The 26,251-nt window shown below is 69.5% G+C and carries 22 protein-coding genes and 2 tRNA genes; 13 read left to right on the plus strand and 11 right to left on the minus strand.

Features of this window, described 5'->3' with window-relative positions; genetic code table 11:
• Window positions 1–40: 40 nt before the first annotated feature.
• Window positions 41–1,354 (minus strand): M6 family metalloprotease domain-containing protein, encoded by a 1,314-nt coding sequence (locus OOK07_RS15730; protein ID WP_406311772.1) that lies wholly within the window; start codon window positions 1,352–1,354, stop codon window positions 41–43.
• Between the two features lie 283 nt (window positions 1,355–1,637).
• On the opposite strand from OOK07_RS15730, the gene OOK07_RS15735 reads away from it, so the two are divergent.
• Window positions 1,638–3,521 carry a putative bifunctional diguanylate cyclase/phosphodiesterase gene (locus OOK07_RS15735; RefSeq protein WP_266797040.1) on the plus strand — a complete coding sequence of 628 codons (1,884 nt, stop codon included), beginning with the start codon at window positions 1,638–1,640 and terminating at the stop codon, window positions 3,519–3,521.
• Here OOK07_RS15735 and OOK07_RS15740 read toward each other — a convergent pair.
• The 3 genes from OOK07_RS15740 to OOK07_RS15750 form a co-directional block, all read right to left on the minus strand.
• Entirely contained in the window at window positions 3,500–4,606 is a 1,107-nt protein-coding gene (locus OOK07_RS15740) for an LLM class flavin-dependent oxidoreductase (protein WP_266680700.1), read from the minus strand. The genes OOK07_RS15735 and OOK07_RS15740 overlap by 22 nt on opposite strands.
• Window positions 4,607–4,703: 97 nt before the next feature.
• Complete coding sequence (locus tag OOK07_RS15745) at window positions 4,704–5,435, minus strand: maleate cis-trans isomerase family protein (RefSeq protein ID WP_266680706.1); 732 nt, start codon at window positions 5,433–5,435, stop codon at window positions 4,704–4,706.
• Window positions 5,432–6,229 (minus strand): maleate cis-trans isomerase family protein, encoded by a 798-nt coding sequence (locus OOK07_RS15750; RefSeq protein WP_266797042.1) that lies wholly within the window; start codon window positions 6,227–6,229, stop codon window positions 5,432–5,434. Before OOK07_RS15750 ends, OOK07_RS15745 begins: the two co-directional genes overlap by 4 nt.
• Window positions 6,230–6,442: 213 nt before the next feature.
• Here OOK07_RS15750 and OOK07_RS15755 point away from each other — a divergent pair, with 213 nt between their 5' ends.
• Window positions 6,443–7,396 (plus strand): D-2-hydroxyacid dehydrogenase, encoded by a 954-nt coding sequence (locus OOK07_RS15755; protein WP_266680710.1) that lies wholly within the window; start codon window positions 6,443–6,445, stop codon window positions 7,394–7,396.
• A gap of 23 nt (window positions 7,397–7,419) precedes the next feature.
• Window positions 7,420–8,829 (plus strand): amidase, encoded by a 1,410-nt coding sequence (locus tag OOK07_RS15760; RefSeq protein ID WP_266797044.1) that lies wholly within the window; start codon window positions 7,420–7,422, stop codon window positions 8,827–8,829.
• Here OOK07_RS15760 and OOK07_RS15765 read toward each other — a convergent pair.
• On the minus strand, window positions 8,810–9,304 hold the full coding sequence (locus tag OOK07_RS15765; protein ID WP_266584298.1) for a DUF3830 family protein: 495 nt from the start codon (window positions 9,302–9,304) through the stop codon (window positions 8,810–8,812). The genes OOK07_RS15760 and OOK07_RS15765 overlap by 20 nt on opposite strands.
• A gap of 47 nt (window positions 9,305–9,351) precedes the next feature.
• On the opposite strand from OOK07_RS15765, the gene ehuB reads away from it, so the two are divergent.
• The 6 genes from ehuB (at window position 9,352) to OOK07_RS15795 (ending at window position 13,611) form a co-directional block, all read left to right on the plus strand.
• A complete protein-coding gene (gene ehuB / locus OOK07_RS15770; protein ID WP_266797046.1) occupies window positions 9,352–10,266 on the plus strand; it encodes an ectoine/hydroxyectoine ABC transporter substrate-binding protein EhuB in 915 nt (304 codons plus the stop codon).
• Entirely contained in the window at window positions 10,263–10,985 is a 723-nt protein-coding gene (gene ehuC, locus OOK07_RS15775) for an ectoine/hydroxyectoine ABC transporter permease subunit EhuC (RefSeq protein WP_266680716.1), read from the plus strand. Before ehuB ends, ehuC begins: the two co-directional genes overlap by 4 nt.
• Complete coding sequence (ehuD, locus tag OOK07_RS15780) at window positions 10,982–11,632, plus strand: ectoine/hydroxyectoine ABC transporter permease subunit EhuD (RefSeq protein WP_266680718.1); 651 nt, start codon at window positions 10,982–10,984, stop codon at window positions 11,630–11,632. Before ehuC ends, ehuD begins: the two co-directional genes overlap by 4 nt.
• On the plus strand, window positions 11,622–12,419 hold the full coding sequence (gene ehuA / locus OOK07_RS15785) for an ectoine/hydroxyectoine ABC transporter ATP-binding protein EhuA (protein WP_266680720.1): 798 nt from the start codon (window positions 11,622–11,624) through the stop codon (window positions 12,417–12,419). Before ehuD ends, ehuA begins: the two co-directional genes overlap by 11 nt.
• Before the next feature lie 232 nt (window positions 12,420–12,651).
• A complete protein-coding gene (locus tag OOK07_RS15790) occupies window positions 12,652–13,410 on the plus strand; it encodes an IclR family transcriptional regulator (RefSeq protein WP_266680722.1) in 759 nt (252 codons plus the stop codon).
• 127 nt (window positions 13,411–13,537) lie between these two features.
• A tRNA-Lys gene (locus OOK07_RS15795) sits at window positions 13,538–13,611 on the plus strand.
• 107 nt (window positions 13,612–13,718) lie between these two features.
• On the opposite strand, the gene OOK07_RS15800 is transcribed toward OOK07_RS15795, so the two are convergent.
• From OOK07_RS15800 to OOK07_RS15820, 5 genes are all read right to left on the minus strand, one after another.
• Entirely contained in the window at window positions 13,719–15,344 is a 1,626-nt protein-coding gene (locus tag OOK07_RS15800) for an AMP-binding protein (RefSeq protein WP_266797050.1), read from the minus strand.
• 40 nt (window positions 15,345–15,384) lie between these two features.
• Window positions 15,385–15,900: a hypothetical protein gene (locus tag OOK07_RS15805; RefSeq protein ID WP_266680726.1), complete on the minus strand. Its 516-nt coding sequence runs from the start codon at window positions 15,898–15,900 to the stop codon at window positions 15,385–15,387.
• A gap of 158 nt (window positions 15,901–16,058) precedes the next feature.
• The gene (locus OOK07_RS15810; protein ID WP_266797051.1) at window positions 16,059–16,664 is read right to left on the minus strand and encodes a lytic polysaccharide monooxygenase auxiliary activity family 9 protein; all 606 of its coding nucleotides are present in this window, start codon (window positions 16,662–16,664) and stop codon (window positions 16,059–16,061) included.
• A 137-nt stretch (window positions 16,665–16,801) separates the two neighbouring features.
• Window positions 16,802–17,923, minus strand: coding sequence for an SPFH domain-containing protein (locus tag OOK07_RS15815; protein WP_266797052.1), 1,122 nt, complete (start codon window positions 17,921–17,923; stop codon window positions 16,802–16,804).
• Window positions 17,924–17,999: 76 nt separating this feature from the next.
• Window positions 18,000–19,337: a peptidoglycan-binding protein gene (locus OOK07_RS15820; RefSeq protein ID WP_266680732.1), complete on the minus strand. Its 1,338-nt coding sequence runs from the start codon at window positions 19,335–19,337 to the stop codon at window positions 18,000–18,002.
• 190 nt (window positions 19,338–19,527) lie between these two features.
• On the opposite strand from OOK07_RS15820, the gene OOK07_RS15825 reads away from it, so the two are divergent.
• The 4 genes from OOK07_RS15825 (at window position 19,528) to glxA (ending at window position 24,740) form a co-directional block, all read left to right on the plus strand.
• Window positions 19,528–19,601 (plus strand) — tRNA-Lys (locus tag OOK07_RS15825).
• Window positions 19,602–19,746: 145 nt separating this feature from the next.
• Window positions 19,747–20,463 (plus strand): FadR/GntR family transcriptional regulator, encoded by a 717-nt coding sequence (locus OOK07_RS15830; RefSeq protein WP_266680734.1) that lies wholly within the window; start codon window positions 19,747–19,749, stop codon window positions 20,461–20,463.
• A gap of 318 nt (window positions 20,464–20,781) precedes the next feature.
• Window positions 20,782–22,806 (plus strand): glycosyltransferase family 2 protein, encoded by a 2,025-nt coding sequence (locus tag OOK07_RS15835; RefSeq protein ID WP_266680736.1) that lies wholly within the window; start codon window positions 20,782–20,784, stop codon window positions 22,804–22,806.
• On the plus strand, window positions 22,803–24,740 hold the full coding sequence (glxA, locus tag OOK07_RS15840; protein ID WP_266680738.1) for a radical copper oxidase GlxA: 1,938 nt from the start codon (window positions 22,803–22,805) through the stop codon (window positions 24,738–24,740). Before OOK07_RS15835 ends, glxA begins: the two co-directional genes overlap by 4 nt.
• A 116-nt stretch (window positions 24,741–24,856) precedes the next feature.
• Here glxA and OOK07_RS15845 read toward each other — a convergent pair whose 3' ends face one another.
• Entirely contained in the window at window positions 24,857–25,876 is a 1,020-nt protein-coding gene (locus OOK07_RS15845; protein ID WP_266797054.1) for a glycoside hydrolase family 6 protein, read from the minus strand.
• Window positions 25,877–26,251 lie beyond the last annotated feature (375 nt).

Genomic DNA, 26,251 nt, shown 5'->3' on the forward strand with positions numbered 1-26,251 from the left:
CACCGTGGCCGCCGGCCGAAGAGTGAGGTCGTGCGGTGGGCTACTGGCTGTCTGCGGTGATCTTGACTCTCCAGGCGCCCGTGGCCGTTCGGGCCTCCGCCTGCACCTGGAGGTTCTCGCCCGGGACCGTGAAGGTCTCGCCCAGGCCGATCGGGGCGTCGGCGAGGGGTGGGTAGACGGAGTTCTCCCAGCAGGCCTCGGTGTGCGGGTGGGCGTCCAGCACCTCGATCGGGCCGTCGCCCGACTGTGCGCCGCCGTGCACCCTGTAGACGAGAATCCCGGCCCGACAGGACCCCGTGTCGTTGCCGACCGGTCCGCGCGCCTCGAAGGCGATCACGCTGTCTCGGCCGGTGCGCACCACACCCAGCTTCACGTCCTGCCCGGGCCCGGGGGCCGGCGGCCCCGCCACCCCCTTCTCCAAAACCGCCGGCGCGGCACCCAGCGGCTCCAGCGTCAACCGCGTGACGCCCGACTCCCGCACGCACACCACCTGCCGCGGCGCCAGCCACCCCAGCTTCCACTTGTGCCAGCCGAACAGATCGGGGGCCAGTCCGAACTGGCTGCCCATCAGGTCCCAGTCGCCGACGTACGTGTCCCAGTCGCCCTTGCCGTCGTCGGGCCGGTGGTACAGATCCGGCAGGTCGAAGACGTGCCCGGTCTCGTGGGCCAGCACGAGCCGGTCAGGCGGATGCTTCTCGAACACGGTGACGACCCGCCGGAGGTCCTTGCCGTCGGCGCGCAACGGGGTGTCCAGGTTGACGACCTTCGTCGCGTCCGAGTCCACGCCGGGCGCGTCCGGGTCGGCCACGAAGTACACGACGTCGTAGCGGGAGAAGTCGACCTGCGGGTCGGCGACGGCCAGCGCGTCCTGCAAGTACGCGGCACGGCGGTCGGCGCTCCAGTCGCGCTGTATGGCGTACGCCGTCGACGGCTTCGGCATCCGGATCCAGTGCCGCAGCGGATGCGCGTGGAGGGTGAACTTTCCGTAGGAGGCGCGTTCGAAGAAGCGGCTGGTGGCCGGGAAGTGGTCGGCGGCCAGCTGGGCGGGCGTGGTCCGCGGGACCGAGTCCGGGAAGGACAGGAAGACCATCACCGCGTTCAGCGTGCGGGTCGGCCGCGGGTACGCGGCGTTCCAGGTGTCGAGGCCTTCCGAGTGATGGACGCCCGTGCGCTGCAGCGCGCACGGCACCGACGAGAACGGTTCGGCCACCGAGGGCCCGGTCACCAGCGAGGTCGCGGCGACGGCCGACAAGGTGGTGAACACGGCGGCGGTGCTGCGCAGTCGGGGACCCCTGAATCCCTTGAGGGGAGACGGTTGCAGCACAGGGACCTCCGGGAGCGGTACATGGGACACCGCACCCAGCCTGTGTGCATTTGTAGTACTACGTCCTGTTCGCCTGCCCCAGACGAGTGAGGCAGCCTAAGGACCGCCAGAGCCGACACCCCCGAAACGCTCACGGAACGTCACAAGCGATCGGCAGCCCCAAGAACCCGTCCAGCTGCGGGCAGAAACGATCTGTCAGAAGTGCCGCTCGATCCGGGACACTGGACAGTGGCTGGAAGGCCCTTGGGTCTGCCTCTATGATCGGCACACTTTCCTGCACGGACAGAGATCGAGTGCACTGCGGGAGCGAGCGGTGAGCGGAACGTCCGAAGGGCCGGCGCCCACGGCAGACCTCGACCGAGGCGCCGTAACAGAGAGTGACGCCTGTGCGTCTCCTCGTACCGAGCCGCTGACGACTCGTACGGAGCCGTCGGCGTACCACTCGGTCTTCACAGCTGCCCCCCTGGCCATGGCGGTCATCGACCGCGAGGGCCTGGTGGTCAGCGTCAACGACGGGTTCGGCGCCCTGCTCGGCAGCCCCCCGGACGCCCTGGTCGGCCGGATCGCCGCCGATCTGATGGACCTGGCGTCCGACGCCCGCACCTGGCACGCGTACCGCGAGATGCTGCGCGGGCGCGAGGCCAGACTGCGCTGCACACGCCGTCTGAAGCACCCCGACGGCCAGTCGGCCTGGGTCCAGGTCACGGTCTCGCCCCTGACTACCCACGACGAGGGGCTCCTGATGTCCGTCACGGACATCAGCGCCCATCGCGAACTCCAGGGCCGGCTACGGCACTTGCAGATGCACGACCCGGTGACCCGGCTGCCCAACCGCACCCTCTTCTTCGAGCGCCTGACGGCCGCGCTGGAGGCGGAGTCGTACGAGGAGAACGGCACCGGCCGGATCGGCCTGTGCTATCTCGACCTGGACGGCTTCAAGGCCGTCAACGACACCCTCGGCCACCGGGTCGGCGACCGGCTGCTGGCCGCCGTGGCCGAACGTCTCACGCGCTGCGCCGACGAGGCGGGTTACGCCAGAGCCAGCGCGCCGCTGGTGGCGAGACTGGGCGGCGACGAGTTCGCACTGCTCGTGGAGGATTCCACGGGCACGGACCAACTGGCCGAGCTGGCCGAGTCGGTGCTGGAGGCGATCCAGGCACCCTTCGATCTCGCCGGCCGGCGGGTGTCGGTGTCGGCCTCGATCGGCGTCGTGGAGCGGCAGGCGGCCGGCACCTCCCCCACCGCCCTGATGCAGGCGGCCGACACCACCCTCTACTGGGCGAAGGCCGACGGAAAGGCCCGCTGGACGCTCTTCGACCCCGAGCGCAACGCGCACCGCATGACCCGTCAGGCCCTCGCCTCCACCCTTCGCCCGGCCATCGAGCGCGGCGAATTCGTCCTCGAATACCAGCCGTTGGTGGGCATGGACAACGGCCGGCTGCGGGGTGTCGAGGCACTGGTGCGCTGGAACCACCCGCAGTTCGGTGTCCTGACGCCGAATCGGTTCATCGGACTGGCGGAGGAGGACGGTTCGATCGTCCCGCTGGGCCGCTGGGTCCTCGTCACGGCCTGCCGCCAGGCGCGCCGCTGGCAGCTGGAGCACCCGGACGAGCCGCCGCTGTTCGTGAGCGTCAACGTGGCGGTGCGTCAGGTCTGGGACTCGGATCTGGTGGCGGACGTGGCCGAGACCCTCGCCGAGACGGGCCTCGCCCCCCATCTGCTGCAGCTGGAGCTCACGGAGTCGGCGGTGATGGGTTCCTCGGGGCGCCCGCTGCAGGTCCTGCAGGCCCTCAGCGAGATGGGTGTCGGCATCGCGATCGACGACTTCGGCACGGGCTACTCGAACCTGGCGTATCTCAGCCGGCTTCCGGTGTCGGTGCTGAAGCTGGACGGGTCCTTCGTGCGCGGCTTCCAGTACGAGAGCGACAAGGAAGGGGCCGTTCCGCCGAACCCGGCCGACGAGGTGGTGGTCGAGGCGATGATCCAGCTCGCCCACCGGCTCGGCCTGACCGTTACCGCGGAGTGCGTGGAGACCTCCGCCCAGGCCTCCCGGCTGCGGCGGATCGGCTGCGACACCGGCCAGGGCTGGCTGTACTCACGGCCGGTGTCGCCGGACCGTATCTCCGAGCTGCTCGGCCCCGGGACCGACAGGGCCCAGAGCCCGCGTGCCGGGGATCAGGTGGTCGGCAACCCGTAGGCGTCCGCGAGGAGTTCGTACGAGCGCAGTCGCACATCCCCGCTGTGGGCGTTGGCGGTGATCATCAACTCGTCGGCGCCGGTGCGCTTGTGGAGGTCGTCGAGGCCCGCGCGGACCTCGTCGGCGGTGCCGTGGATGACGTTGGAGTTCCAGGAGGCGATGAACTCCCGCTCCATCTGGCTGAATTCGTATGCCTCGGCCTCCTCGGGGGTGGGGACGAGACCGGGCCGTCCGGTGCGCAGCCGGACCATGTTGAGCGCGGCGGCCAGGACCTGGCGGCGGGCCTCCTGCTCCTCGTCGGCGGCGAGGGCGGAGACGCCGATGAGGGCGTAGGGGGCGTCCAGGACGGCGGAGGGCCGGAAGGACTCCCGGTAGAGGTCCAGCGCCGGGACCGTGTTCTGCGCCGAGAAGTGGTGCGCGAAGGCGAAGGGCAGGCCGAGGACGCCTGCCAGGCGGGCGCTGAAGCCGGAGGAGCCGAGCAGCCAGACCGGCGGGCGGTGCGCGGACTGGACGCCGCCGGGCGAGGTCGCCTGGATCGGGCCGGGTACCGCGTGGATACGGCGGTAGGGGTGCCCGTCGGGGAAGTCGTCGTCCAGGAAGCGGGTGAGCTCGGCGAGCTGCTCGGGGAAGTCGTCGGCGCCCTCGTTCAGGCGCTCGGTGCGGCGCAGGGCCGCCGCGGTGGCGCCGTCCGTGCCGGGGGCGCGGCCGAGGCCGAGGTCGATGCGGCCGGGCGCCATGGCCTCCAGCGTGCCGAACTGCTCGGCGATGACCAGGGGCGCGTGGTTGGGGAGCATGACGCCGCCGGAGCCGAGCCGGATGCGGTCGGTGTGGGCGGCGAGGTGGGCGAGGATCACGGCGGGGGACGAGGAGGCGACCCCCGGCATGGAGTGGTGCTCGGCGACCCAGTACCGGTGGAAGCCTCGGCTCTCCGCGAGGCGGGACAGGGTGACGCTGGTGCGGAGGGCATCGGTGGCCGTGCGGCCCGCGCCGACGGTCACCAGGTCCAGTACGGACAGGGGTACGGGGGCGGTGCCCTGTGCGGTTGCCCGGATCCCGTCCGCCGCCGCGTTCTCGTCTGCCGTCACCGTGGGTGCCTCCTGTTTTCGGCCGTGCGCTGTCCGTCACGCACAAACAGGAGGCACTCTCCGCTTTATTCCCCGGGGCCGGAGACGGCGACCGGCCTCAGACCTGTACGAGGGGTTCCCGGCTGAACAACGAGCCCAGGACCGGCGCGTTCACCCTCCGGTCCACGAGCCGCAGCGCCTCCCACACCGTGACCTGGTTGGCCGTGAGGACCGGCTTGCCCAGTTCCTTCTCCAGGGCCGGGATGTGCGCCGCCGTGTGCAGGGCGGTGTCCGGCAGGAGGAGGGCGTCCGCGTCGGGGTGGTCGGCGTCCCGCGCCAGCAGGAACACCTCCGCCTCGTCCCAGGTGCCGACCTCCGCCGCCGTGATGATCCCGGCACCCCGCACGGAGATCACCTCCGCGCCGCCCGCCCGCAGGAATTCCGCGAACAGCCCGGCCACGTCGTCGGGGTAGGTCGCGCCGACCGCCACCCGCCGCACACCCAGTTCCTGCAGCGCGTGGGCGAAGGCGAAGGACGTCGAGGACGCCGGCAGCCCTGCCGTAAGGGCAAGGGAGCGCACCTGCTCCTGGGCGCCCTCCCGGCCGTAGACGAAGCTTCCGCTGGTGCAGGCCCACACCACGGACTCGACGCCCGCCATGCGCAGGTCCGCGACTCCCGCCGCGAGCCGCTCGGCCGAGCCCATCTCCAGCAGGGCGTCCACCCGGTGCGCGTCCTCGCCGATGTCGGTGTGCACGACGTCCAGCCGGATGTCGCTGCCCAGCAGCTGCTCGATGCGTGGGTAGTCGTCCTCCGCGGAGTGGCCCGGGTAGAGGAATCCGAGTGCGGTCATGGCCTGCCTTCCTGCTGCTGTTCACCGTCCGGAAGTTCCGGCAGTACGGGGCCGGAGCGCGCCGCCGGATCGATCAGCGCCTGATACGGCCCCACCGCCCGGGTACCCAGCCGGGACAGCGCCGCCCACATCGTCACCTGGTTGGCCGAGATCACCGGGATGCGCAGTTCGGCCTCCAGCTGGGGGATGACGTCGTACGTCGGAAGGTTGGTACAGCTGATGAACAGCACGTCGGCGTCACCCTGTACCGCCTGGTGGGCCATGTCGACCACATCGCGGTACGGCACCTTCCAGATGTGCCGGGTCAGGCCCATGTACGCGCATCCGGTGACCGCGACGCCCGCCTCGGCGACGTACTCCTCCAGTGCGCGTGTCACCGAGACGGTGTACGGGGTCACCAGTGCCACGCGCCGCGCGTCGAGCGCCACCAGGGCCTCAAGGAGTGCGCCCGAGGTGGTGACCGACGGGACCTCGCCGGCGCGTGTCATCGCCGCGCACATCGCCCGCTCCCCGGCGATCCCGGCGACGAAGCTGCCGGACGTGCAGGCGTACGCGACGACTTCCGGGGTGATCGCGGTCAGGGTGCGGACCGCGTTGTCGAGCGTCTCGTGCTCGCTCACCAGACGGGCGAGGTCGAGACTCACCTCGACCGGCACGAACGGCGTGCGCGTCAGATGCAGTGAGACCTCGTCCGGAACCCAGCGCCACAGCTCGCGGTCCAGGGCGAAATCAAAAGGGGCGACGACACCGACACCGCGTTGCGGGCGGGGTCCGCCCAGAAACGACACCTCCATACAGGCACCGTCCTCACAGCGAGAAAGGGGTGGGCAACGGACCGTCATCACGCCCGTGTTGACGAAGGTAGGTTCTGGTGCGAGCGTGGTCAATCCGCGCATGTCGAAGCATGTGTTACGCCCGCGTTGCGCCCCCGTCAACGCCCGCATCCACCCACGTCACGGACGGTGCGGAGCCTTCCAGGACAGCCGGCCCCCGGAGAAAATATCCGTATGAGCGACCCCGCCCCCACCCTTCTCGTCCTGGATGCCGACCCCCCGCCCCGCCTCGGCCGGCTTACCGGCCGCGCCCTGATCGAGCACACCGACGAGGCGAGCCTCGCCGAACGTCTGCCGCACGCGGACGTGCTCCTGGTCTGGGACTTCACCTCGCGGGCCGTGCGTTCCGCCTGGCCGGGCGCAGGTCCGCGGCCGCGCTGGGTGCATACGGCGAGCGCGGGCGTGGACCACCTGATGTGCCCCGAACTCGCCGCGTCCGACACGGTGGTGACCAACGCCCGCGGCGTCTTCGACCAGCCCATCGCCGAGTACGTCGCCGCCCTCGTCCTCACCATGGCCAAGGACCTGCCGGGAACCTGGGAGCTGCAGCGGGAGCGGACCTGGCGGCACCGCGAGACCCAGCGGGTCGCGGGCACACGTGCGTGTGTCGTCGGATCCGGGCCCATCGGCCGGACCATCGCCCGCACGCTCAAGGCGCTCGACGTGACGACGGCACTCGTCGGACGCACTCCGCACACCGGCATCCACGGCCCCGACGACCTCGACCGGCTGATCGCCCGCGCCGACTGGGTGATCGCCGCGGCCCCGCTGACCGAGCAGACGTACGGCATGTTCGACGCGCGCCGGTTCGGCGTGATGCAGCCGTCGGCCCGCTTCATCAACATCGGGCGCGGTGGGCTGGTCGTCGAGGACGCGCTCGCCCAGGCGCTGGCCAGGCGGTGGATCGCAGGTGCCGCCCTGGACGTCTTCGAGCACGAACCCCTCACCCCGGACAGCCCGTTGTGGGACGTGCCGGGCCTGATCGTGTCCCCGCACATGAGCGGCGACACGATCGGCTGGCGCGATCAGCTCGGTACCCAGTTCGTGGAGTTGTACGAGCGCTGGGCAGCGGGCAGACCGCTTCTGAACGTGGTCGACAAAAAGCGTGGGTACGTACCAGGACGCTGAACCGTTCAAGCGATGGAGGGCAGATGACGGACCCCGGCCTCACCGAGCTGACCGCCGCACGACTCGTCGAGGGCTATCGCAAGGGCGAGTTCAGTCCCCAGGAGGTCACGCGGGCCGCGCTGGACCGGGCCGAGCGGATCCAGCCGGAGGTGAACGCGTTCGTGCGCCTGCCGGCCGACGAGGCGCTCGCGCAGGCCCGTGAGTCGACGGAGCGCTGGCGGCGCGGCGAACCGAAGGGGCTCGTGGACGGGGTCCCGACGACGGTCAAGGACATCCTGCTGCTGCGCGGCGCGCCCACGCTCAAGGGCTCCAGGACGATCCCGGAGAACGGCCGCTGGGACGAGGACGCCCCCTCGGTCGCCCGGCTGCGTGAGCACGGCGCCGTGTTTCTCGGCAAGACCACGACACCGGAGTTCGGCTGGAAGGGCGTGACGGACTCGCCGCAGTCCGGTCTGACACGCAACCCGCACGACCTCACCCGCACTTCGGGCGGCTCCAGCGGCGGTGCGGCCGCGGCCGTGGCGCTCGGCGCGGGTCCGCTCGCCCTGGGCACGGACGGCGGCGGCAGCGTCCGCATCCCGGCGGCCTTCTGCGGGATCTTCGCGCTGAAGCCGACGTACGGGCGCGTGCCGCTCTATCCGGCGAGCGCCTTCGGCACGCTGGCGCATGTGGGCCCGATGACCCGGGACGCGGCGGACGCGGCGCTGCTCCTCGATGTGATCGGGGCGCCTGACGACCGCGACTGGTCGGCGCTGCCGGCCGCGCCCGGGTCCTTCGTCGCCGGGCTGTCGGGCGGGGTGCGGGGCCTGCGGGTCGCCTACTCGCCGTCCCTCGGCGGACAGGTGGCGGTGCACCCCGCGGTCGCCGCCGCGGTGCGTCAGGCGGTGGAGCGGCTCGCGGAGCTCGGCGCGTACGTCACGGAGACCGACCCCGACTTCACCGACCCGGTGGACGCCTTCCACGCCCTGTGGTTCTCCGGGGCGGCCCGGGTGACCCAGCAACTCGGGCCGGAGCAGCGGAAGTTGCTCGATCCCGGGCTGCGGGAGATCTGCGCGGCCGGCGCGCGCCTGAGCGCGCTGGACTACCTGGCCGCGGTGGACGTCCGCATGGAACTCGGCCGCCGTATGGGCCACTTCCACGAGTCCTACGACCTTCTCGTCACGCCGACGCTGCCGATCACGGCGTTCGAGGCGGGCGCGGAGGTGCCGAAGGGCTCCGGTCACCGGCGCTGGACGGGCTGGACCCCGTTCACGTACCCGTTCAACATGACCCAGCAGCCGGCGGCGACCGTCCCGGTCGGACGCGACGGGGACGGTCTGCCGATCGGTCTGCAGCTCGTGGCCGCCCGGCACCGGGACGACCTGGTGCTGCGGGCGGCGCACGCGCTCTACGAGGCGGGGATCGCCTCCCCTGTCACTTCCGGCGGAAGCTGAGCGTCTCCCCTGCCGCCCCTGACCGCCACAGGTCGTTGCATCCCTCGGCCATCTCCTCGAGCCCTTCGACGATCTGGCCCCAGACGATGCCGGGTACCCAGCCCACGTCGGCGTTCAGGAGGAGGTTGTTGCGCTCGTAGAAGAGGGCCAGGTCGACGAGCGTCGTGCCGGCGCGGACCTCGCGGTCGTAGCCGTATGCCTTGGTGCCGAGTTCCGATCCCGCGAAGGAGAAATAGCAGAGATCTCCGGGAATCGGGGTCACTGTCGGATTTTCCAGGGGTGGCTCTGATGTCGCGAAAGGAGAGAAAAGGGCATAGATCTCATTTCGGGCGTATTTCGCGTGATAGACGTCGCTGCCCAGTGGAAGGGCATCCCACACGGCCGCGCAGGTGAGCGGGGCGCGGTCGTCCAGCAGTTTTGCCGTGCAGGTGATTCCACGTTTGACCAGCGAGACTTCGATGTAGCGGTCAGCCATGCATCCCATGGTGCATACATCGCATGCTCTCGGGTAGCCGCGCCGCCATGGCTCCACCTTTTGGGAACGACAGACACACACCCGGGTCACCCGGACCCAGCCGCCGATCGCTGCTCGCGGGGGTGGCGGCGCTCGGTGCGCTGGGCGCCGCGGGATGCAGCCGGGTGGCCACCGCTTCGACGACGAAAGGCGGTGATCTCCTCGACCGGCTCAGGGCGTCAGGCGTCGTACGGCTGGGCATCGCGGGTGAGATCCCGTTCGGCTACATCGACAAGAACGGCGATCTGACCGGCGAGGCACCGGAATTGGCCAAGGTCGTCTTCAAACGGCTCGGCGTGGACAGGGTGCAGCCCGTGCCCACGGAGTTCGGCTCCCTGATACCGGGCCTGAACTCGCAGCAGTTCGATGTCGTGGCGGCCGGGATGTACGTCAATCCCGAGCGTTGCGCGCAGGTCATCTTCGCCGACCCGGACTACCAGATGCTCGATTCCTTCATCGTCCGCAAGGGCAATCCGAAGGGCCTGCACACCTACAAGGACATCGTCGCGAAGAAGGCCAAGTTCGCGACGGGGACCGGCTATGCGGAGATCCAGTACGCCGTCGAGGCGGGGTACAAGGAGAGCGACATCCTGGTCGTTCCGGACCAGGTCGCCGGACTGAACGCCGTCGAGGCCGGACGCGTCGACGTCTTCGCCGGTACGGCGCTCACCGCCCGGGAAGTCGTCAAGAACTCCTCCAAGGCCGAGGCGACCAGGGCCTTCGCGCCGCTCGTCAAGGGCAAGCCCCATGTCGACGGGGGCGCCTTCGCCTTCCGGCCGACCGAGACGAAGCTGCGCGACGCCTTCAACACCGAGCTGCACAAGCTCAAGAAGAGCGGCGAACTGTTCCGCGTGCTGCGGCCGTTCGGCTTCACCAAGGCCGAGATGACGGATCTGACCGCGAAGGAGCTCTGCGGCGGATGACCTCGGGACTCTGGGAACTCGTACTCAAAGGGATCTGGATCACCCTCCAACTCCTCGTCCTCAGCGGACTGGTGGCCGCGGCGGTCGCCTTCGGAGTCGGCGTGGCCCGCACTCACCGGCTGTGGATCGTCCGCTTCCTCGCGGGCTTCTACACCGAGGTGTTCCGCGGGACCTCCGCCCTGATCATGATCTTCTGGGTGTTCTTCGTGCTGCCGATCGCGTTCGGCTGGCAGCTGGTGCCCCTGTGGGCGGGCACGCTCGCGCTCGGACTGACCTACGGCGCGTACGGCGCCGAGATCGTGCGCGGCGCGCTGAACTCGGTCGACCCGGCGCAGCGCGAGGGCGGCGTCGCCCTCAGCTTCACCCCCTGGCAGCGGATGCGGCTGATCCTGCTGCCGCAGGCGGTGCCGGAGATGATCCCGCCGTTTTCCAACCTGCTGATCGAGCTGCTCAAGGGCACCGCGCTGGTGTCCGTCATGGGCATGGGCGACCTGGCCTTCAGCGCCAACCTGGTGCGCCTGGCGCTGCAGCAGAGCGCGGAGATCTACACGTACGTCCTGCTGATCTACTTCGTCATCGCCTTCCTGCTCACGCGGGGAATGCGCGGACTGGAGCGCAGGCTCAAGGCAGGCCTGGGCAAGTCGGTCGGGCGCACGCCCGAGCAGGAGCTGCGTCGTCCTGAGACGACCGGCGTGGGCGCGGGAGGTGCTCTCGGATGAAATGGGACTGGAGCGCTGTCGCCGACTTCATGCCGAAGTTCTGGGACGGTCTGCTGGTCACCCTGCAGATCCTCGCCATCGGCTCGCTGATCTCGTTCGTGCTGGGGCTGGTGTGGGCGCTGCTGATGCGCACGCCGTCGCGCTGGGTGCGCTGGCCGGTCGGTGTGGTCACGGAGTTCATCCGCAACACCCCGCTGCTGGTGCAGCTTTTCTTCTTCTTCTACGTGCTGCCCGAGTGGGGCCTGACGTGGTCGGCGCTGACCACGGGCATCTGCGCGATCGGACTGCACTACTCGACGTACACGATGCAGGTCTACCGCGCCGGCATCGAGGCGGTCCCGGCCGGCCAGTGGGAGGCGGCGACCGCGCTGAACCTGCCGGTGCGGCGCACCTGGACCGCGGTGATCCTGCCGCAGGCGATCCGCCGGGTCGTCCCGGCCCTCGGCAACTACGTCATCGCGATGCTCAAGGACACCCCGATCCTGATGACGATCACGGTCATGGAGATGCTCGGCCAGGCGCGGCTGTTCTCCCAGGAGCACTTCCAGTTCACCGAGCCCCTGACGGTGATCGGGGTGGCCTTCATCTTCATCGCCTATCCGGCCTCCCTTCTCGTACGAGCCCTGGAGCGACGCCTTGTCCGCTGACACCCCTTTGACGAAAGAACCCGACGCGAGCGGCAACCGGCCGGTGGACGGCAGCGAACTGATCCGCTTCGACCACGTCACCAAGCGCTTCGGCTCGAACACGGTCCTCGACCAGCTCGACTTCTCCGTGAACTCCGGCAAGCACGTCACCCTGATCGGCCCGTCCGGCTCCGGCAAGACGACGATCCTGCGGCTGCTGATGACGCTGACCAAGCCGGAGGAGGGCACGATCACCGTCGACGGGATGCAGCTCTTCCCGGCCCCCGAGAAGCAGATCCGCGAGGTCCGCAAGAACATCGGGATGGTCTTCCAGCAGTTCAACCTGTTCCCGAACATGACCGTCCTGCGGAACATCACCGAGGCCCCGGTCACCGTTCTCGGCCTGTCCAAGGACGAGGCGGAGGAGCGGGCGCGCGGGCTGCTGGACCTGGTCGGCCTCGCCGACAAGGCCGGCTCCCGCCCGACGCAGCTCTCCGGCGGCCAGCAGCAGCGGGTGGCGATCGCCAGGGCGCTGGCGATGCGGCCGCAGGTGCTGCTCCTGGACGAGGTGACCTCCGCGCTCGACCCGGAGCTGGTCGCCGGCGTCCTCGACGTGCTGCGCGACATCGCGCGCACCACCGACATCACGATGCTCTGTGTGACCCACGAGATGAACTTCGCCCGGGACATCTCGGACCAGGTGCTGATGTTCGACTCCGGCCGGGTCATCGAGTCGGGGCCGCCGGAGAAGATCTTCAGCGAGCCGGAGAACGACCGGACGCGAGAATTTCTCAGCGCGGTGCTCTGACGCCAGGAGTTGAACGCGGTTCAACCTTCGAGGTCCAAGCACCGGGTCAGGGCGCTGGCATATGCCAGCGCGCCTGCGCCCCTGTTGAGAGCGGTGGTCCGGGGTCGGAATCTCGTCAACAGCCGCTCACAACCAGCCTCTTGACCGTTATCGTGGAAGGGATTCGCTGTCCGGATTACGGCCCAGTAGTAGTGCCAGCAGCAGTGCGACCGAGCGAGCGCAGGGGGACACCGTGGCGCTGAAGCACGAGCCGACCGCGCCGTACCACTCGGCCCAGGACGCCCTCCGCGTCCTGGAGACCGTGGCGCGGCACACCACCGGAGTCACCGACACCGACCTCGCCCGGCTCACCGGCCTCACCCCGGAGCGGCTGACCACCCTCCTGAGGATGCTGCGCCGCGAGGGCTACGTCGAACAGATCACCGACGGGGCGTACATCACGGGCGACGCCCTCACCCGACTCGGCTCCGCGCAGGGCCGTGAGCAGGCCCTGCGCGAGAAGCTCCAGCGCACCCTGGACCGGCTGCGCGACTCGGTGGGCGCCGCCGTGTACCTCAGCCGGTATGTCGACGGCGAGGTCAGGATCTCCCAGTACGCCGACGGGCCGACGACCCCGGTGGTCAACGAGTGGGTCGACTTCCGCGTCTCGGCGCACGCGACCGCCATCGGCAAGAGCCTGCTGGGCCAGCTCGACCACAACAGCAGGCGCGACCACCTCTCCCGCCACAAGATGGCCCGCCTCACCTCGCGCACCATCACCAGCGACAAGCTTCTGCTGTCCCGTCTGGAGACCCAGCCGCCCACCGTGCCCCATCTCGACCTCCAGGAGTACGCGGTCGGCACCGTCTGCGCGGCCGTCCCGATCAGCGCCGGCTCCGCGGTCGGCTGCCTCGCCCTCTCCCTCCCGGTCGAGCACGCCCACCGGCTCCGCCAGGCCGCCGACACGCTGAACCGGAGCGCGGCGCCCCTGCTGCTGTCCCTGGCGATCTAGTCGGTCCAGGCGCTCCAGGGGCACTCCGGACGGCACCGGCCGCTGGTCCGGAGCACCCCTGGGGACCAGGTAGTATTTTCTCCGTCGCCGCCCGCGAGACACAGATCAAACGGTCGGCGAGAGTCATGCGCCGCTAGCTCAGTTGGTTAGAGCAGCTGACTCTTAATCAGCGGGTCCGGGGTTCGAGTCCCTGGCGGCGCACGATGTCGATGGCGAGGCGTGTTCGCGGACAGCGCGAACCGGCCTCGCCATCGCTGTTTTTGTGCGGCTTCGCCGTCGTTGTGGGGACTTCCGCCACCCACACCCCCTCAGGACGAGCCTCGCGTGGAAGCCGGCGCCCCCTCGACGTCCTCCCGGGTCAGCCTCCGGTACGCGTACCCCTGCTCGCCGGGCGGGCGCCACCACACCGGATCCGCGCACCGGACCCCCTCCCGTCTGAGCAGCGCCCGGTGGATCTTGTTCGTCGCCGTCACCGGCATCCGCTGCACCACCCGCACGAACCGCGGCGCCATCTTGGTGCCCAGGTCCGGCTGGGCGGCCAGGAACGTGCCGAAGTCCACCGGGTCGAACCTCCCCGCGACCGTCGCCATCACCTGGTCCCCGGTCACCGGATCCGGCACCGCGTACACGGCGACCGCGTCGGCGCCCTCGTACCGGGCGAGGATGTTCTCGATCATCGCGGCGGCCAGGTTCTCGCTGTCGACCCGGATACGGTCGTCGGTGCGGCCCGCGAAGTAGAGATAGCCGTCGGCGTCCCGGTAGAAGAGGTCACCGGTCCAGTAGGCGCCGCCCCTTCGCCGCTCGGCCTCCGCCTCGGCGTTGCGCCAGTACCCCTCGAAGGGGTTCGGGCCGCGGTTGACCAGCTCACCTATCGCCTCGTCCCCGTTCAGCAGTCGCCCCGCCGCGTCGAAGCGGGCCGGCCGGCGCTCCTGTCCCGTGTCCGGATCGAGTACGACGAGACCCGGCGTCGCCTTTCCCACCGCGCCGCGAGGCGTCCCCGGCGACCACTGCACTGCGGCCCCGCCCTCCGAGGACCCGTACCCCTCCACCAGCCGCACCCCGAACCGCCGCTCGAAGGCCGCCGCGTCCACCGCCCCCGCCTCCGTGCCGAAACCGAGCCGGAGGGGGTTGTCCCGGTCGTCGTCGCGCGCCTCGGTGGCCAGGATGTACTGCACGGCCCGGCCCACGTACGTGAAGTACGTCGCCCCGTGTTTGCGTACGTCCGCCAGGAACCCCGACGCCGAGAAGCGCCGGCGCAGCGCCACGCCCGCCCCGGCCGCCAGCGCGGGTGCCCAGTCGGCGATCACCGCGTTGCCGTGGAACATCGGCATGCAGACGTAGTGCACGTCGTCGCGGCGCACCCCGAACTGGCCGACCAGGGACGCCCCGGCGGCCGCCAGCCGGCCCTGGGTGCAGATCGCGGCCTTCGGGGCGCCGGTCGAACCGGAGGTGAAGTACAGCAGCAGGCGGTCGTCGGGGGTGGCGCGGGAGGCGTCCGGCTCGGCCGTCGTATACGGCGCCAGGAGCCCGGCGTACTCCTCGGTGTCGGTGACCAGGAGGCGTACGCCGGGGAGGTCGAGACCGGTGAGGAGGGGGAGGTGGTTGCGCTCGGTGACAACGGTCCGGCATCCGGTGTGCAGGATGTCGCGGGCCAGCTCCGCGCCCCGGCGGGTGGGGTTGATGCCGGCGATTGCCGCTCCCGCCAGTGCCGCGGCCTCCAGCCACAGGGCGTATTCAGGGGTGTTGTCGAGCAGGACACCCACATGCGGCTCGGCGCCGGGCGGCAGCAGGTCGGTCAGCAGGGCCGCCCTGGCCGCGGCACCGGCGGCCATCTCGTGATGGGTGAGGACCAGGTCCTCGCACCACAGGGCCGGACGGTGGTCGCCCCACCGCCCGGCTACGAGTTCCGCGACCGTGCTCCTGTTGGACTCCATGGCGGCGCACGGTAGTTGATGGGTCGTCAAATGTGGAGGGTCAGGGGGTGATCGTGACGCCGTCGACGACGACGGTGTCGGTGGTGTCGTCGGTGCCCTCGCCGAAGCCGAACTCGTCGGACATCTGGCTGAACGTGACCATGAAGGCGACGCAGAACACGACGATCACCCCGAGGAACGCCAGGATGGCGATGGTGGACGCCGCCAGACCGGCGCGGCGCGGCGCCTTGGCCGTGGCGATCACTTCGCGGCCCTCGGCGTAGTAGACGGTGACGAAGTCCCCCTCCAGGATCGTCGCCGGGCCGTTCTCCTCCTCGAAGCGGACGAGGCGGCCGTCGCGTGCGGTGAACTCGAAGACGTGGTGCAGCGTGGTGCTCACCGACGTGTCATGGCCGCCGCCGTGCGTCGTCGTGAACATCCGCAGACAGCGCGCCTCGGCCGTCAGCCCGCTGTTCCAGGCGCTGCGGATCTGCAGCGAACGGCGCAGCACGCGGTACGCGCCGAAGAGGACCAAGGCCATGATCAAGCAGGGCACGAGGTAGAACAGCACGTCCATGGGATCCCCCGGGGTCTCAGGCCACCGCCCTGCCCAACGGTAGGGCGGTGACAGGAAGGTACCCGCGAGCGGAGCCCCGTTCGCTCAAGTAAGGCTCAGAGTTCGGGTGCGTGCGCCGGGACCGAGCCTCCCGGCGCACGCACCCTGTCCGGCGGGGATCAGAACGTGACGTCCGAGCAGGCGTAGAACGCGTTGCCCGTGTCGGCGATCGTCCATACCGCGAGGATGACGTGGTGGCCGCTCAGCCCGGACGGCAGTGTGCCGCTGTGGGAGAGGGTGGCCGGAGGGCGCTGTCCGTTGTACGGCACCGTCAGGAACGGTGTCGTGCTGAGGTCGGAGCGGGCCAGGTTGTGGTTCTGGTTCCAGCCCTGCCGGGTGACGTAGTACTTGAAGTCGGTGGTGGCGTGCATGGCGGTGAACTGCCAGCGGAACGTGTAGCTCTGACCACCCGTCACCTTCGTGGTGGGCCAGGCGCCACCGGACGGCGTCCTCGCGCTGTCGAGCTGGGAGAAGCGGGAGTTGCCGCCCGAGCACAACGAGCCGTCGGCCGGTCCGGCCGCGGGGAAGCCCTTGGGGCCCTCGACGCTCTGCGGCTCCCACTGGATGTCGCCGCAGTTGGTCACGGTGCCGTTCTGGCAGAGCTTCTGCCGGCTGATGGGGAGGTCGGTGTAGCCGTGGCCGCTCGCACCGCCGGCGGAGAGCACGAAGGCTCCCGCCGTGGTGAGTCCGAGCACGGCGGCGTACCACTTGGTCTTTTTGCGCATGCTGCCGCTCCTGAAGAACGTGGGGGAGGTTCCATGAGGCGTGCAGGTCTAGACCAAGTGTCAGATTATTGCCGTTGCTTGGCTGTGTCCATATCGAAAGCCGGGTCCATGGCCAGTCCACGGCCATCGGAGGCCGATTACGGCCCCTGGTCTCCCCGCCCCGAGCAGAACGCCACCGTCAAGTCCTTCACCAGCGCCTTGCGTTCGTAGTCGTCCAGCTCCACGAGCCCGCGCACGGTCAGCCGCGTCACCGTGTCCTCCACGGAGTCCACGACCGACGTGAGCACGCTCGCCCGTTGCCGGGCGTCCAGCGCGGCGATCCGGCGGCGGTGTATCGCGGCGGCGACCTCGGGGGCGTACTCCACCCGGACCGGCTGCACCGAGAACACCTCGATCCCGACCGGTGCCACGTCCGCCGCCGTCAGCCGGGTCAGTGCCGCGGCCCTGGAATCGGCCGCCTCCACCGGACCCCGCCCCCCGCCGGGCGTCTCCACCGCGACCCGGGCCAGGGCCGCCTCCACGCACTCACGCAGATAGGTCTCGTGGTCCTCGATCCCCAGCAGCGCCCGCGCGGTGTCCCGCACCCGCCACACCACCAGCACCACCACGCGCAGCGGGACACCGTTGCCGTCGGCCGCGGGCATCGGCTCGCTGCGCCAGTGCCGCAGCCGTAAGTCGACCCGGCGGCGCAGCAGCAGGGGGTTGACCCACATCAGACCGGTGCGCCGCACGGTCCCCCGGTAGCGTCCGAACAGTCCGAGCACCCAGGCCCGTCCGGTCCGGCCGCGGGCGAGCCCGCCGAAGCCGACCATCCCGAGCGCGCCGGCGCCCGCGTAGGCCGTCCACTGCGCGGGACCGAGCCCGGCCCCCGCGTACGCCGGCAGCCGCAGCGCCGCCGCCGCGAGCTTGGGCAGGACTCCGGCCCACCACGAGGTGGCCACGCACCCGGCCGCCCCGCAGGCACCGGCCAGCACGCCCGCCGTCGCGGGCAGCACCCGGGCGGGACGCTCGGCCAGATCGAGGTCGATCTGCGGTGCGGACCTCGGCTTCGCCGGGGTCGGCCGCCGGAAGCGCGGCTGTTCGCCCGTCCCCTGCCTGCGGCCGACGACGGTCGGTCTGAGCGGCACGGACACCGGGTCCGGGTCGTCGCGGAACAGCAGATGGACGGGGATCTCGGTGGTCGCCTCGTTCTGGATGAGGCGAGCCGGTCTGCCCGGTCCCTCGGACTCGGGTGTCTGTGAAGTGGTCGTCGTACTCATGCGTGCCTCCAGCCTCCGCGCCAGATGCGTCACAACAGGTGGGTCGGGTCACAACAGATGGGTCGGGCAGACCCGCTCAGGAGAAGAGGCGCCTCCAGGTCTCCGGCCCCGGATAGCCGTCCGCCGCGCCGCCGCGCCACCCCTGGGAGCGCTGGAAGGCCTCGACGTTGCGCCGGTCCGCCTCGCCCCAGCGCGGCCCCGGCCCGGTCGTGTAGTGCTTGCCGAACCCTTTCTTCACCAGCTGCCTGCCCAGCTGGGTGACGTACTCGTTGTCCGCACCGGGCCTGAACAGCGCCCGGCCCGGATAGCCCTGCACCCCGTGGGACGCGGGCGGACCGGCCGCCCCGCCCGCCGGGACGGAGTTGCCCTTGCCGGAGACCAGCAGCTCCCAGGTCCGCGGCCCCGGCAGCCCGTCCGCGTCCTGGCCCTTCCAGCCCTGGGCCTGCTGGAAGGCCTGGGTGGCCAGACGGTCCGCGTCCGACCACCGCCGTCCGGGGCCCGACGGGTAGAAGCGCCGGGCACCCCGCTCGATGAGCAGCTGCCCGAGCTGGGTGACGTACTCGTTGTCCGCGCCGGGGCCGAAGTACGCCGCTCCCGGGTAGGGCGTCGCGGGTTTCGGATCGGCGGGCGTGCTCGGCTGCGCGCCCGGCGTGTCTGCCGCGAGCCCCTTGTACCGGTACGGGAGATAGCGGTCCGAGTAGCTCCAGTAGGCATACGGGGTGGCCTGCCGGCGGGCGTGGGGGGGCGTCTGCTCATAGGCGAGGTATGAGGCGTGCGTGGAGTCCGTCCAGCCGCCGAAAATGACGACGTGCGAGCCCTTCTCCGGGTTCTCGGGATTGTGGAACAGCAGAATGTCGCCGGGCTGCAGTTCCTCCTTGGTGATCTGCTGCGCGTACTGGCCGAGGCTGCCCGTCCATTCGTTCCCGGGCAGGCCCCAGGCCATCGAGACATAGCCCGAACAGTCCTGCCGGTAACCGTCGGACCAGTACAGGTTCATGCTGTACGGCACCTCTGCGTCGACCCATTTCCTGGCCCGGTTGATGATCTCCGCGCGGGTGGTCGCGGGCACCCTGAGCGCACCGGCGAACTTGGCCGGCCCACCCCTCCCGCCGTGCAACGGGCCCTTGTGGCCCTGCGGGGTACCGGGCTCCTCTCCTGCAGGAACACTCGGGCTGGGCGATGCGTGCGGGGCGGCGAACGCCGGTGTCGCACAGCCCGCGCCCAGTGCCGCGGACGTGGCCGCCGCCACGATCACGGCCATCGGGGTCCCCCCGCCCGGCCGGAGCCGGGAGTGGGTGCGGGCGGCCGGATGGCGACCGGTCCCCGAATAGGGCAGGACCCGGCGCCAGTGCGCGCATCCGGGGCAGTCGCAGTCGCCCGCCGGATCGAATTCCTCGAATACCGGAGTCGCCATGCGATTCCCCTCACACTCCAGATGAAAAAGACCGCGCCTGTCCACGTTGATCAGTTTCCCAACCGTCTTCCCGACGCGCATGTTGACGGTCCGAATGATGTACAGGGGCCGCCTGGGACCGGTGCCTGCCACCGGGCGCCGTGTGGTCAGGGGCACCCCTGGGCTTCCGGTAGAGTTGCGACGTCAGCGGGCGCCGCTAGCTCAGTTGGTTAGAGCAGCTGACTCTTAATCAGCGGGTCCGGGGTTCGAGTCCCTGGCGGCGCACGATGGTGATGGCGAGGCGGGTTCGCAGAAAGTGCGAACCACCTCGCCATCGTCGTTTCTGAAGGCGCGGCGCGACCGCGCCGGCGGGCGAGGCCTCTCGTGAAAGCAAGGCCCTTCACTCTGTCTGGCCGGATACTCTCTGGCCATGGCAGCGCGTGACCTCCAAGAGCGGATCAAGAAGCTCATCATCGACCGCAGGCTGCCCCCCGGGGCCCCGCTGCCGACCGAGCCCGAGCTGATGGAGTTCCTGGGCGCGAGCCGGAACTCGGTGCGCGAGGCGCTGAAGGCGCTGCAGGCGATGGGCATCGTGGAGATCCGGCACGGCTTCGGGACGTACGTCGGCCCGATGTCGCTGGCCCCGATGATCGAGGGCCTCGCCTTCCGCACGGTCGCCGGGCACTACCGGGGAGAGGACTCCCTCCTGCAGCTGCTGGAGCTGCGCGAGGCGGTGGAGACGGGGCTCGTCTCCCGGCTCGCGGGGCGGATCCCGGATGCGGACCTCGTTGAACTCGACGCGCTCGTGAACCGTATGGAACACCAGGCCGCGCAAGGAGGCGCCGGTCTCGCGGACACCGACCGCGCCTTTCACGCCACCCTGTACCGGGGGCTGGACAACGTGCTGCTCGGCGAGGTCCTGGAGGCGTTCTGGGACGCCTTCCACCGTGTCCAGACGGACCTGGGAGGCACGCCGCCGGACCACCAGGTCACCTGCCGGCAGCACCGGGACATCCTCGACGCGGTGCGGTCGGGCGACTCGGCCAGAGCGGAGGTGGCCATAAGGGAGCACTTCGGCAACCTTCGCGTACGGCTGTCCACAACGCATCCACAGGATCCCCACATGCGCCACAATGAACGCGTATGACCGGTAAACACCGCGTTTCGCATCTTGCGATCATGATGAACGCCGTAGAACCCTGTTTTCCAAGATACTGCGGATACGCGGCAGTTGGGGGTCAAGTAAGCGGTTGCCGGTTCTGTGGGGATAGGGGGCCCAGTTCACGGGACGATGCCGAGGGGGGCATCATGCAACCGGAAGGTCGCGGTTCCATGTCCATGCGTGTGCGAGCTGTGGTGGCCGCGACCCACCAGTGATACGCCTGTGAAGAGTCGAGGGGGCTCGACACGGGCGGAAGGAACCGACACAACGCGCGGGGGGCCTCGCGTGTGGGGGGAATGACTCATGACGTCGACGCCGACGGGCGCCCGGCACAACTTCGACTCGTCAGAAACGACCCAGCTCAGAGTGCCGTCCCACCGGAACAGCCAGACGGGCCAGTTCCGCCGGATCAAGAAGAACCTGCCGAGATACGACTACGAGCACTACAGCCGGCTGGCCGGTCCCCTCACCCAGCCCGACCCGGACAAGCCGTACAAGGTGCAGTACCGCTCGCTGCTCTCACAGGAGCCGCACCGCCTGCGCGCCGCCCTGATGCTGGGCGCAGCCCCACTGCTGTCGCTGATCCTGCTCGGCTGGCTGCTGCAGCCCGAGCACTGGACCCGACGCGACTACCCCGCCTTCGGCTTCCTGCCGGCGCTGGACGTCGTGATGCTCGTCTCGATCGGTCTGATCGAGTTCTTCCGCTGCATGAACGTGCTGTCGAACGCGCACGCCACGCTGGTCGCCCGCGACCCGATCCCGGTGGTGCCCGAGACCGGCACGAGAGTCGCGTTCATCACGACGTACGTGCCCGGCAAGGAACCCCTGGAGATGGTGACGAAGACCCTGGAGGCGGCCGTGCGGCTGCGCCACCGGGGGCTGCTGCACATCTGGCTCCTTGACGAGGGCGACGACGCGGAGGTGAAGGCGGTCTGCGCGCGCCTGGGCGTGCACCACTTCTCCCGCAAGGGCATCGAGAAGTGGAACCGGCCCAAGGGCCCGCACCGCGCCAAGACCAAGCACGGCAACTACAACGCCTGGCTGGAGGCGCACGGCCACGACTACGACTTCTTCGCCTCCGTCGACACCGACCACGTCCCGCTGCCCAACTACCTGGAGCGGATGCTCGGCTTCTTCCGCGACCCGGACGTCGGCTTCGTCATCGGCCCGCAGGTCTACGGCAACTACGACAACCCGATCACCAAGGCCGCCGAGTCTCAGCAGTTCCTCTTCCACGCGCTGATCCAGCGTGCGGGCAACCGCTACGGCGCCCCGATGTTCGTCGGTACGTCGAACGCCGTACGGATCAGTGCGCTGAAGCAGATCGGCGGCCTGTACGACTCGATCACCGAGGACATGGCCACGGGCTTCGAGATCCACCGGCACCGGAACCCGGCGACGGGCAAGAAGTGGCGCTCGGTGTACACACCGGACGTGCTGGCCGTCGGTGAGGGTCCTGGCGCCTGGACGGACTTCTTCACCCAGCAGCTGCGCTGGTCGCGGGGGACGTACGAGACGATCCTGAAGCAGTACTGGAAGGGCTGGTTCTCGCTGCCTCCGGGCAAGCTCTTCAACTACACGATGATGATCATCTTCTACCCGATGTCGGCTCTCAACTGGATTCTGGCGGCGCTGAGTTGTGCGCTGTTCCTGGGTCTGGGCGCCTCGGGTGTGAACATCGACCCGACGGTCTGGCTGATGCTGTACGGCAACGCGTCCGCGCTGCAGATCGGCCTGTACATCTGGAACCGCCGGCACAACGTCTCGCCGCACGAGCCGGAGGGTTCGGGCGGTGTGGCGGGCATGGTGATGTCAGCCCTGTCGGCGCCGATCTACGCCCGCTCGCTGATGGACACCGTGCTGCGCCGCAAGAGCAAGTTCGTGGTGACGCCCAAGGGCGACTCGGCCAGCCCGGACACCCTGTTCGGGACCTTCCGCATCCACCTGTTCTTCATCCTGGTCTTCGCCGGCTCGATCGCCGCCGGCATCACACTCGGGCACTCGCACCCGGCGATGCTCATCTGGGCCACGTTCGCCCTGCTGATCACCGCGTCGCCGATCTTCGCCTGGCGGTACTCGCTGTGGCAGGCGAAGAAGAGGCCACCCGCGCCGGCCGTGCCGGAGCCGCAGAACCCGGCGGCGCCCGGGACGGCGTACCAGCCGCTGCCGGCACAGGCCGCGCCGCACTCGCCGCACGCCTCGGGGCACAAGCCCAGCTGGGCCGCGGCGAGCGGAGGCTCGGGGGGAAGCCCGAGCGGGGACCCGAGCGCAGGCAATGACCAGACGATGCAGATCGCTCTTGGTGGATTTGGGGGACGTAAGGAATGAACGACCGTGCAGGCCACCGCCGCGCCCGTCGACTCGCGATCGGTACGGCGGTGGTACTCGCGCTGGCCGGGATGAACGGGCCTTGGCTCTACCGGGTCGGGACAGAGAAATACCACGAGTACCAGATCAACAGACCCGAGTACAAAGCGGACAACGGGCACTGGGACATTGTCGAGTTCCCGAAGGAGTACCGCCAGGACACCATTCACGCGGCACTTCTGCGCACCGGCAAGGTGCTGCTGATCGCCGGTTCGGGCAACAACCAGGACAACTTCGACGCGAAGAAGTTCGACACCCGGATCTGGGACCCGGTGAAAGGCACGATCAAGAAGGTCTCGACCCCGAAGGACCTGTTCTGCACCGGCCACACCCAGCTCGCCAACGGCAATCTGCTGATCGCGGGCGGCACCAAGCGGTACGAGAAGCTGAAGGGTGACGTCTCCAAGGCCGGTGGCCTGATGGTGGTCCACAACGAGAACCCGGACAAACCGATCACTTTGCCCGCGGGGACGAAGTTCACGGGCAAGGAGAACGGCAAGACGTTCGTGTCGAAGGACCCGGTTCTCGTCCCGCGTGCGAAGAAGGTCTTCGACAAGGCGACGGGGAAGTTCCTGCGCAACGACCCGGGGCTCGGCCGTATCTACGTCGAGGCGAAGAAGAGCGGCACCAAATACGAGACGGGAACCCAGGACAACTACCGCATCCAGGGTCTGACCGGCACCGACGCGCGCAACACGTACGGCATCGCGCAGAAGCTCGCCCTCGACAAGAAGGACTTCCAGGGAATCCGGGACGCCTTCGAGTTCGATCCGGTCGCCGAGAAGTACATCAAGGTCGACCCGATGAACGAGGCCCGCTGGTATCCGACGCTCACCACCCTGAGCGACGGCAAGGTCCTCAGCGTCTCCGGCCTCGACGACATCGGGCAGCTGGTGCCCGGCAAGAACGAGGTCTTCGACCCGAAGACCAAGAAATGGACGTACACGTCGACGATCCGCCAGTTCCCGACGTACCCGGCGCTGTTCCTGATGCAGAACGGGAAGATCTTCTACTCGGGTTCGAACGCGGGATACGGGCCGGACAACGTCGGCCGTATTCCGGGCGTTTGGGATGTCGGCACCAACAAGTTCAGCAAGCTGCCGGGGCTCAGCGACGCCAATGAGATGGAGACGTCGGGGACGGTACTGCTGCCGCCCGCGCAGAACGAGAAGTTCATGGTGATCGGCGGTGGCGGGGTCGGTGAATCCGCGGCGTCCAGCAACAAGACGCGGTTGATCGACCTCAAGGACAAGAACCCGAAGTTCACGGACGGGCCGACGCTGGAGAAGGGGACGCGCTATCCGCAGTCGTCGGTCCTGCCGGACGACTCGGTGCTGGTGTCGGGCGGCTCCGAGGACTATCGCGGGCGCGGTGACTCCAACATCCTCCAGGCGCGGTTGTACAACCCGGACACCAACTCGTTCGAGAAGGTCGCCGATCCGGAAGTGGGGCGCAACTACCACTCGGGGTCGATCCTGCTGCCGGACGGCCGGGTGATGTTCTTCGGATCCGACTCGCTGTACGGCGACAAGGCGAACACCAAGCCGGGGAAGTTCGAGCAGCGGATCGAGATCTACACACCGCCCTATCTGTACCGGGATTCGCGGCCGTCGCTCTCGGGCGGGCCGCAGACGATCGCGCGGGGCGGGTCGGGCACGTTCACATCACCGCAGGCCTCCGCCATCAAGAAGGTGCGGCTGATCCGGCCCAGTGCGTCGACCCACGTCACGGATGTGGATCAGCGGTCGATCGCACTGGACTTCAAGACGTCCGGGAGCAAGATCACTGTGACGGTGCCGAAGAACAGGAATCTGGTGCAGTCGGGGTGGTACATGCTCTTCGCGGATGACGATCAGGGGACGCCCAGCAAGGCGCAGTGGGTGAAGGTGCCGTAGCGCTGCCGCGGCTTGCGTGGTGGGGTGCGGGTGAGTGGTCGGGTGCGGGGTGGGGTGCGGGTGCGTCATGGCTGGTCGCCCGCGGCGGAGCCGCACCCTGACCCAGCCCCGCGCCCCTACGCGTCCGACCCTCGCGCCAGTTTCAGAGCGTAGGTCGACCACCATTGGCCCGCCTTGGGGCCACCCTTGCACGTGCCGTCCGACTCTCCCGGGCGCTTGACCCAGAGGTACGCGTCCACCAAGGGGTCGGCCGTTTTCGTCGTCGGGCTCTCCCCCAGGGCCCGGCCAGGCGGGTTGCACCAGCGTTCGCTCTCGTCGCCTCCCGTGTAGGGGCCGTTGCCGTTGCGGCTGGTGTCGATGACGAAGTGCTTGTCGCCGACCTTCGCGGACAGCTGCTTTCCGTACGCGATGGAGTCCTTGGTCGAGTAGAAGTTGGAGACGTTGACCGCGAAGCCGTCCGCCCGGTCGATGCCCGCCCACCGCAGGGGCTGGAAGATCTGGTCGGGGTGGCCCCAGCCGGCGTTGCCCGCGTCCAGGTAGACCTTGGTGTTCTTCAGGGACTTGAGCTTGGTGACGGCGCCCTTGAGGAGGTCGTAGCGCTCCTCGTGGAACTCGTCCTGGGTGCAGCCGTCCACCAGGTGCAGGATGGCGTCCGGTTCGAGGACCACCGTGGCCGCGCGGTCCCCGATGCCCGCCGCGACGCCGTCGATCCAGGTCCGGTACGAGTCGCCGTCGGCCGCGCCGCCCTGCGAGTACTGGCCGCAGTCGCGGTGCGGGATGTTGTAGAGGACGAGCAGGGCGGTGCGCCCCGCCTTGTCGGCTGCCTCGGTGAAGCCCTTCGCCTCCTGCTCGGGGTTCTCCGGGCCGATCCACTCACCGGTCGGCTGCTCGGCGATCTTGCGGATCTGCCTGGCGTCGTCGTCCTTGCCGGACTTGTCGTAGCCGGTGACCTGACGTGCCGCGTTGCTGTCCGGGTTGACCCAGAACGGGTCGCTCTCCCTGGGCTGCTGGGTGATCTTCGCGCCGGCGTCCTTGTTCGTGTCGCCGTCGCCCCCGGACGAACATCCCGCGACGAGAAGTGCCGCCCCCAGCACCGCCGCGGAACCCCTCATCCCGGCCCCCCTCATGCCGTACATCCAACTCCCCCTTGGGTGCACTGGTTAGAGGCTCAATCCTGACATACGCCTCGTGGCCCCACGAGATCGCCCGAACCTTGTCGGCGAGCTGTTACGCACCCTGGTGGTCGAGCGGGGGGCGCACGGCGCCGAGCTGCGCCACGAAGCACCGGGAGGCACCCGGACTGTCCGAAGGGCGTCGTGGAGCCCTGAATCACCAGTGCGTATGACGGAGAGCCACCGAACCGGAACCTGGCGTCATACAGCCCCTAGGTTCTGGCGCTCATCCGTTCTAAAGTCTTCTCAGACGACCCCGGCCCCCGGCCGTTTCTTGCCTCTGTGGCACCCCGAACCTCCCGCGCCGGTCGCCGGGTTACTCCCGCATCCCGTGCGCCC

This window comes from Streptomyces sp. NBC_00078, assembly GCF_026343335.1.
Taxonomy (GTDB): Bacteria; Actinomycetota; Actinomycetes; order Streptomycetales; family Streptomycetaceae; genus Streptomyces.

Coding starts and splice junctions, on each gene's coding strand:
- OOK07_RS15745 (WP_266680706.1), bottom strand. CDS start 5,435: ATGACCGCACTCGGATTCCTCTACCCGGGCCACTCCGCGGAGGACGAC.
- OOK07_RS15750 (WP_266797042.1), bottom strand. CDS start 6,229: ATGGAGGTGTCGTTTCTGGGCGGACCCCGCCCGCAACGCGGTGTCGGT.
- OOK07_RS15755 (WP_266680710.1), top strand. CDS start 6,443: ATGAGCGACCCCGCCCCCACCCTTCTCGTCCTGGATGCCGACCCCCCG.
- OOK07_RS15760 (WP_266797044.1), top strand. CDS start 7,420: ATGACGGACCCCGGCCTCACCGAGCTGACCGCCGCACGACTCGTCGAG.
- OOK07_RS15765 (WP_266584298.1), bottom strand. CDS start 9,304: ATGGCTGACCGCTACATCGAAGTCTCGCTGGTCAAACGTGGAATCACC.
- ehuB (WP_266797046.1), top strand. CDS start 9,352: ATGGCTCCACCTTTTGGGAACGACAGACACACACCCGGGTCACCCGGA.
- ehuC (WP_266680716.1), top strand. CDS start 10,263: ATGACCTCGGGACTCTGGGAACTCGTACTCAAAGGGATCTGGATCACC.
- ehuD (WP_266680718.1), top strand. CDS start 10,982: ATGAAATGGGACTGGAGCGCTGTCGCCGACTTCATGCCGAAGTTCTGG.
- OOK07_RS15800 (WP_266797050.1), bottom strand. CDS start 15,344: ATGGAGTCCAACAGGAGCACGGTCGCGGAACTCGTAGCCGGGCGGTGG.
- OOK07_RS15805 (WP_266680726.1), bottom strand. CDS start 15,900: ATGGACGTGCTGTTCTACCTCGTGCCCTGCTTGATCATGGCCTTGGTC.
- OOK07_RS15810 (WP_266797051.1), bottom strand. CDS start 16,664: ATGCGCAAAAAGACCAAGTGGTACGCCGCCGTGCTCGGACTCACCACG.
- OOK07_RS15815 (WP_266797052.1), bottom strand. CDS start 17,923: ATGAGTACGACGACCACTTCACAGACACCCGAGTCCGAGGGACCGGGC.
- OOK07_RS15820 (WP_266680732.1), bottom strand. CDS start 19,337: ATGGCGACTCCGGTATTCGAGGAATTCGATCCGGCGGGCGACTGCGAC.
- OOK07_RS15830 (WP_266680734.1), top strand. CDS start 19,747: ATGGCAGCGCGTGACCTCCAAGAGCGGATCAAGAAGCTCATCATCGAC.
- OOK07_RS15835 (WP_266680736.1), top strand. CDS start 20,782: ATGACGTCGACGCCGACGGGCGCCCGGCACAACTTCGACTCGTCAGAA.
- glxA (WP_266680738.1), top strand. CDS start 22,803: ATGAACGACCGTGCAGGCCACCGCCGCGCCCGTCGACTCGCGATCGGT.
- OOK07_RS15845 (WP_266797054.1), bottom strand. CDS start 25,876: ATGTACGGCATGAGGGGGGCCGGGATGAGGGGTTCCGCGGCGGTGCTG.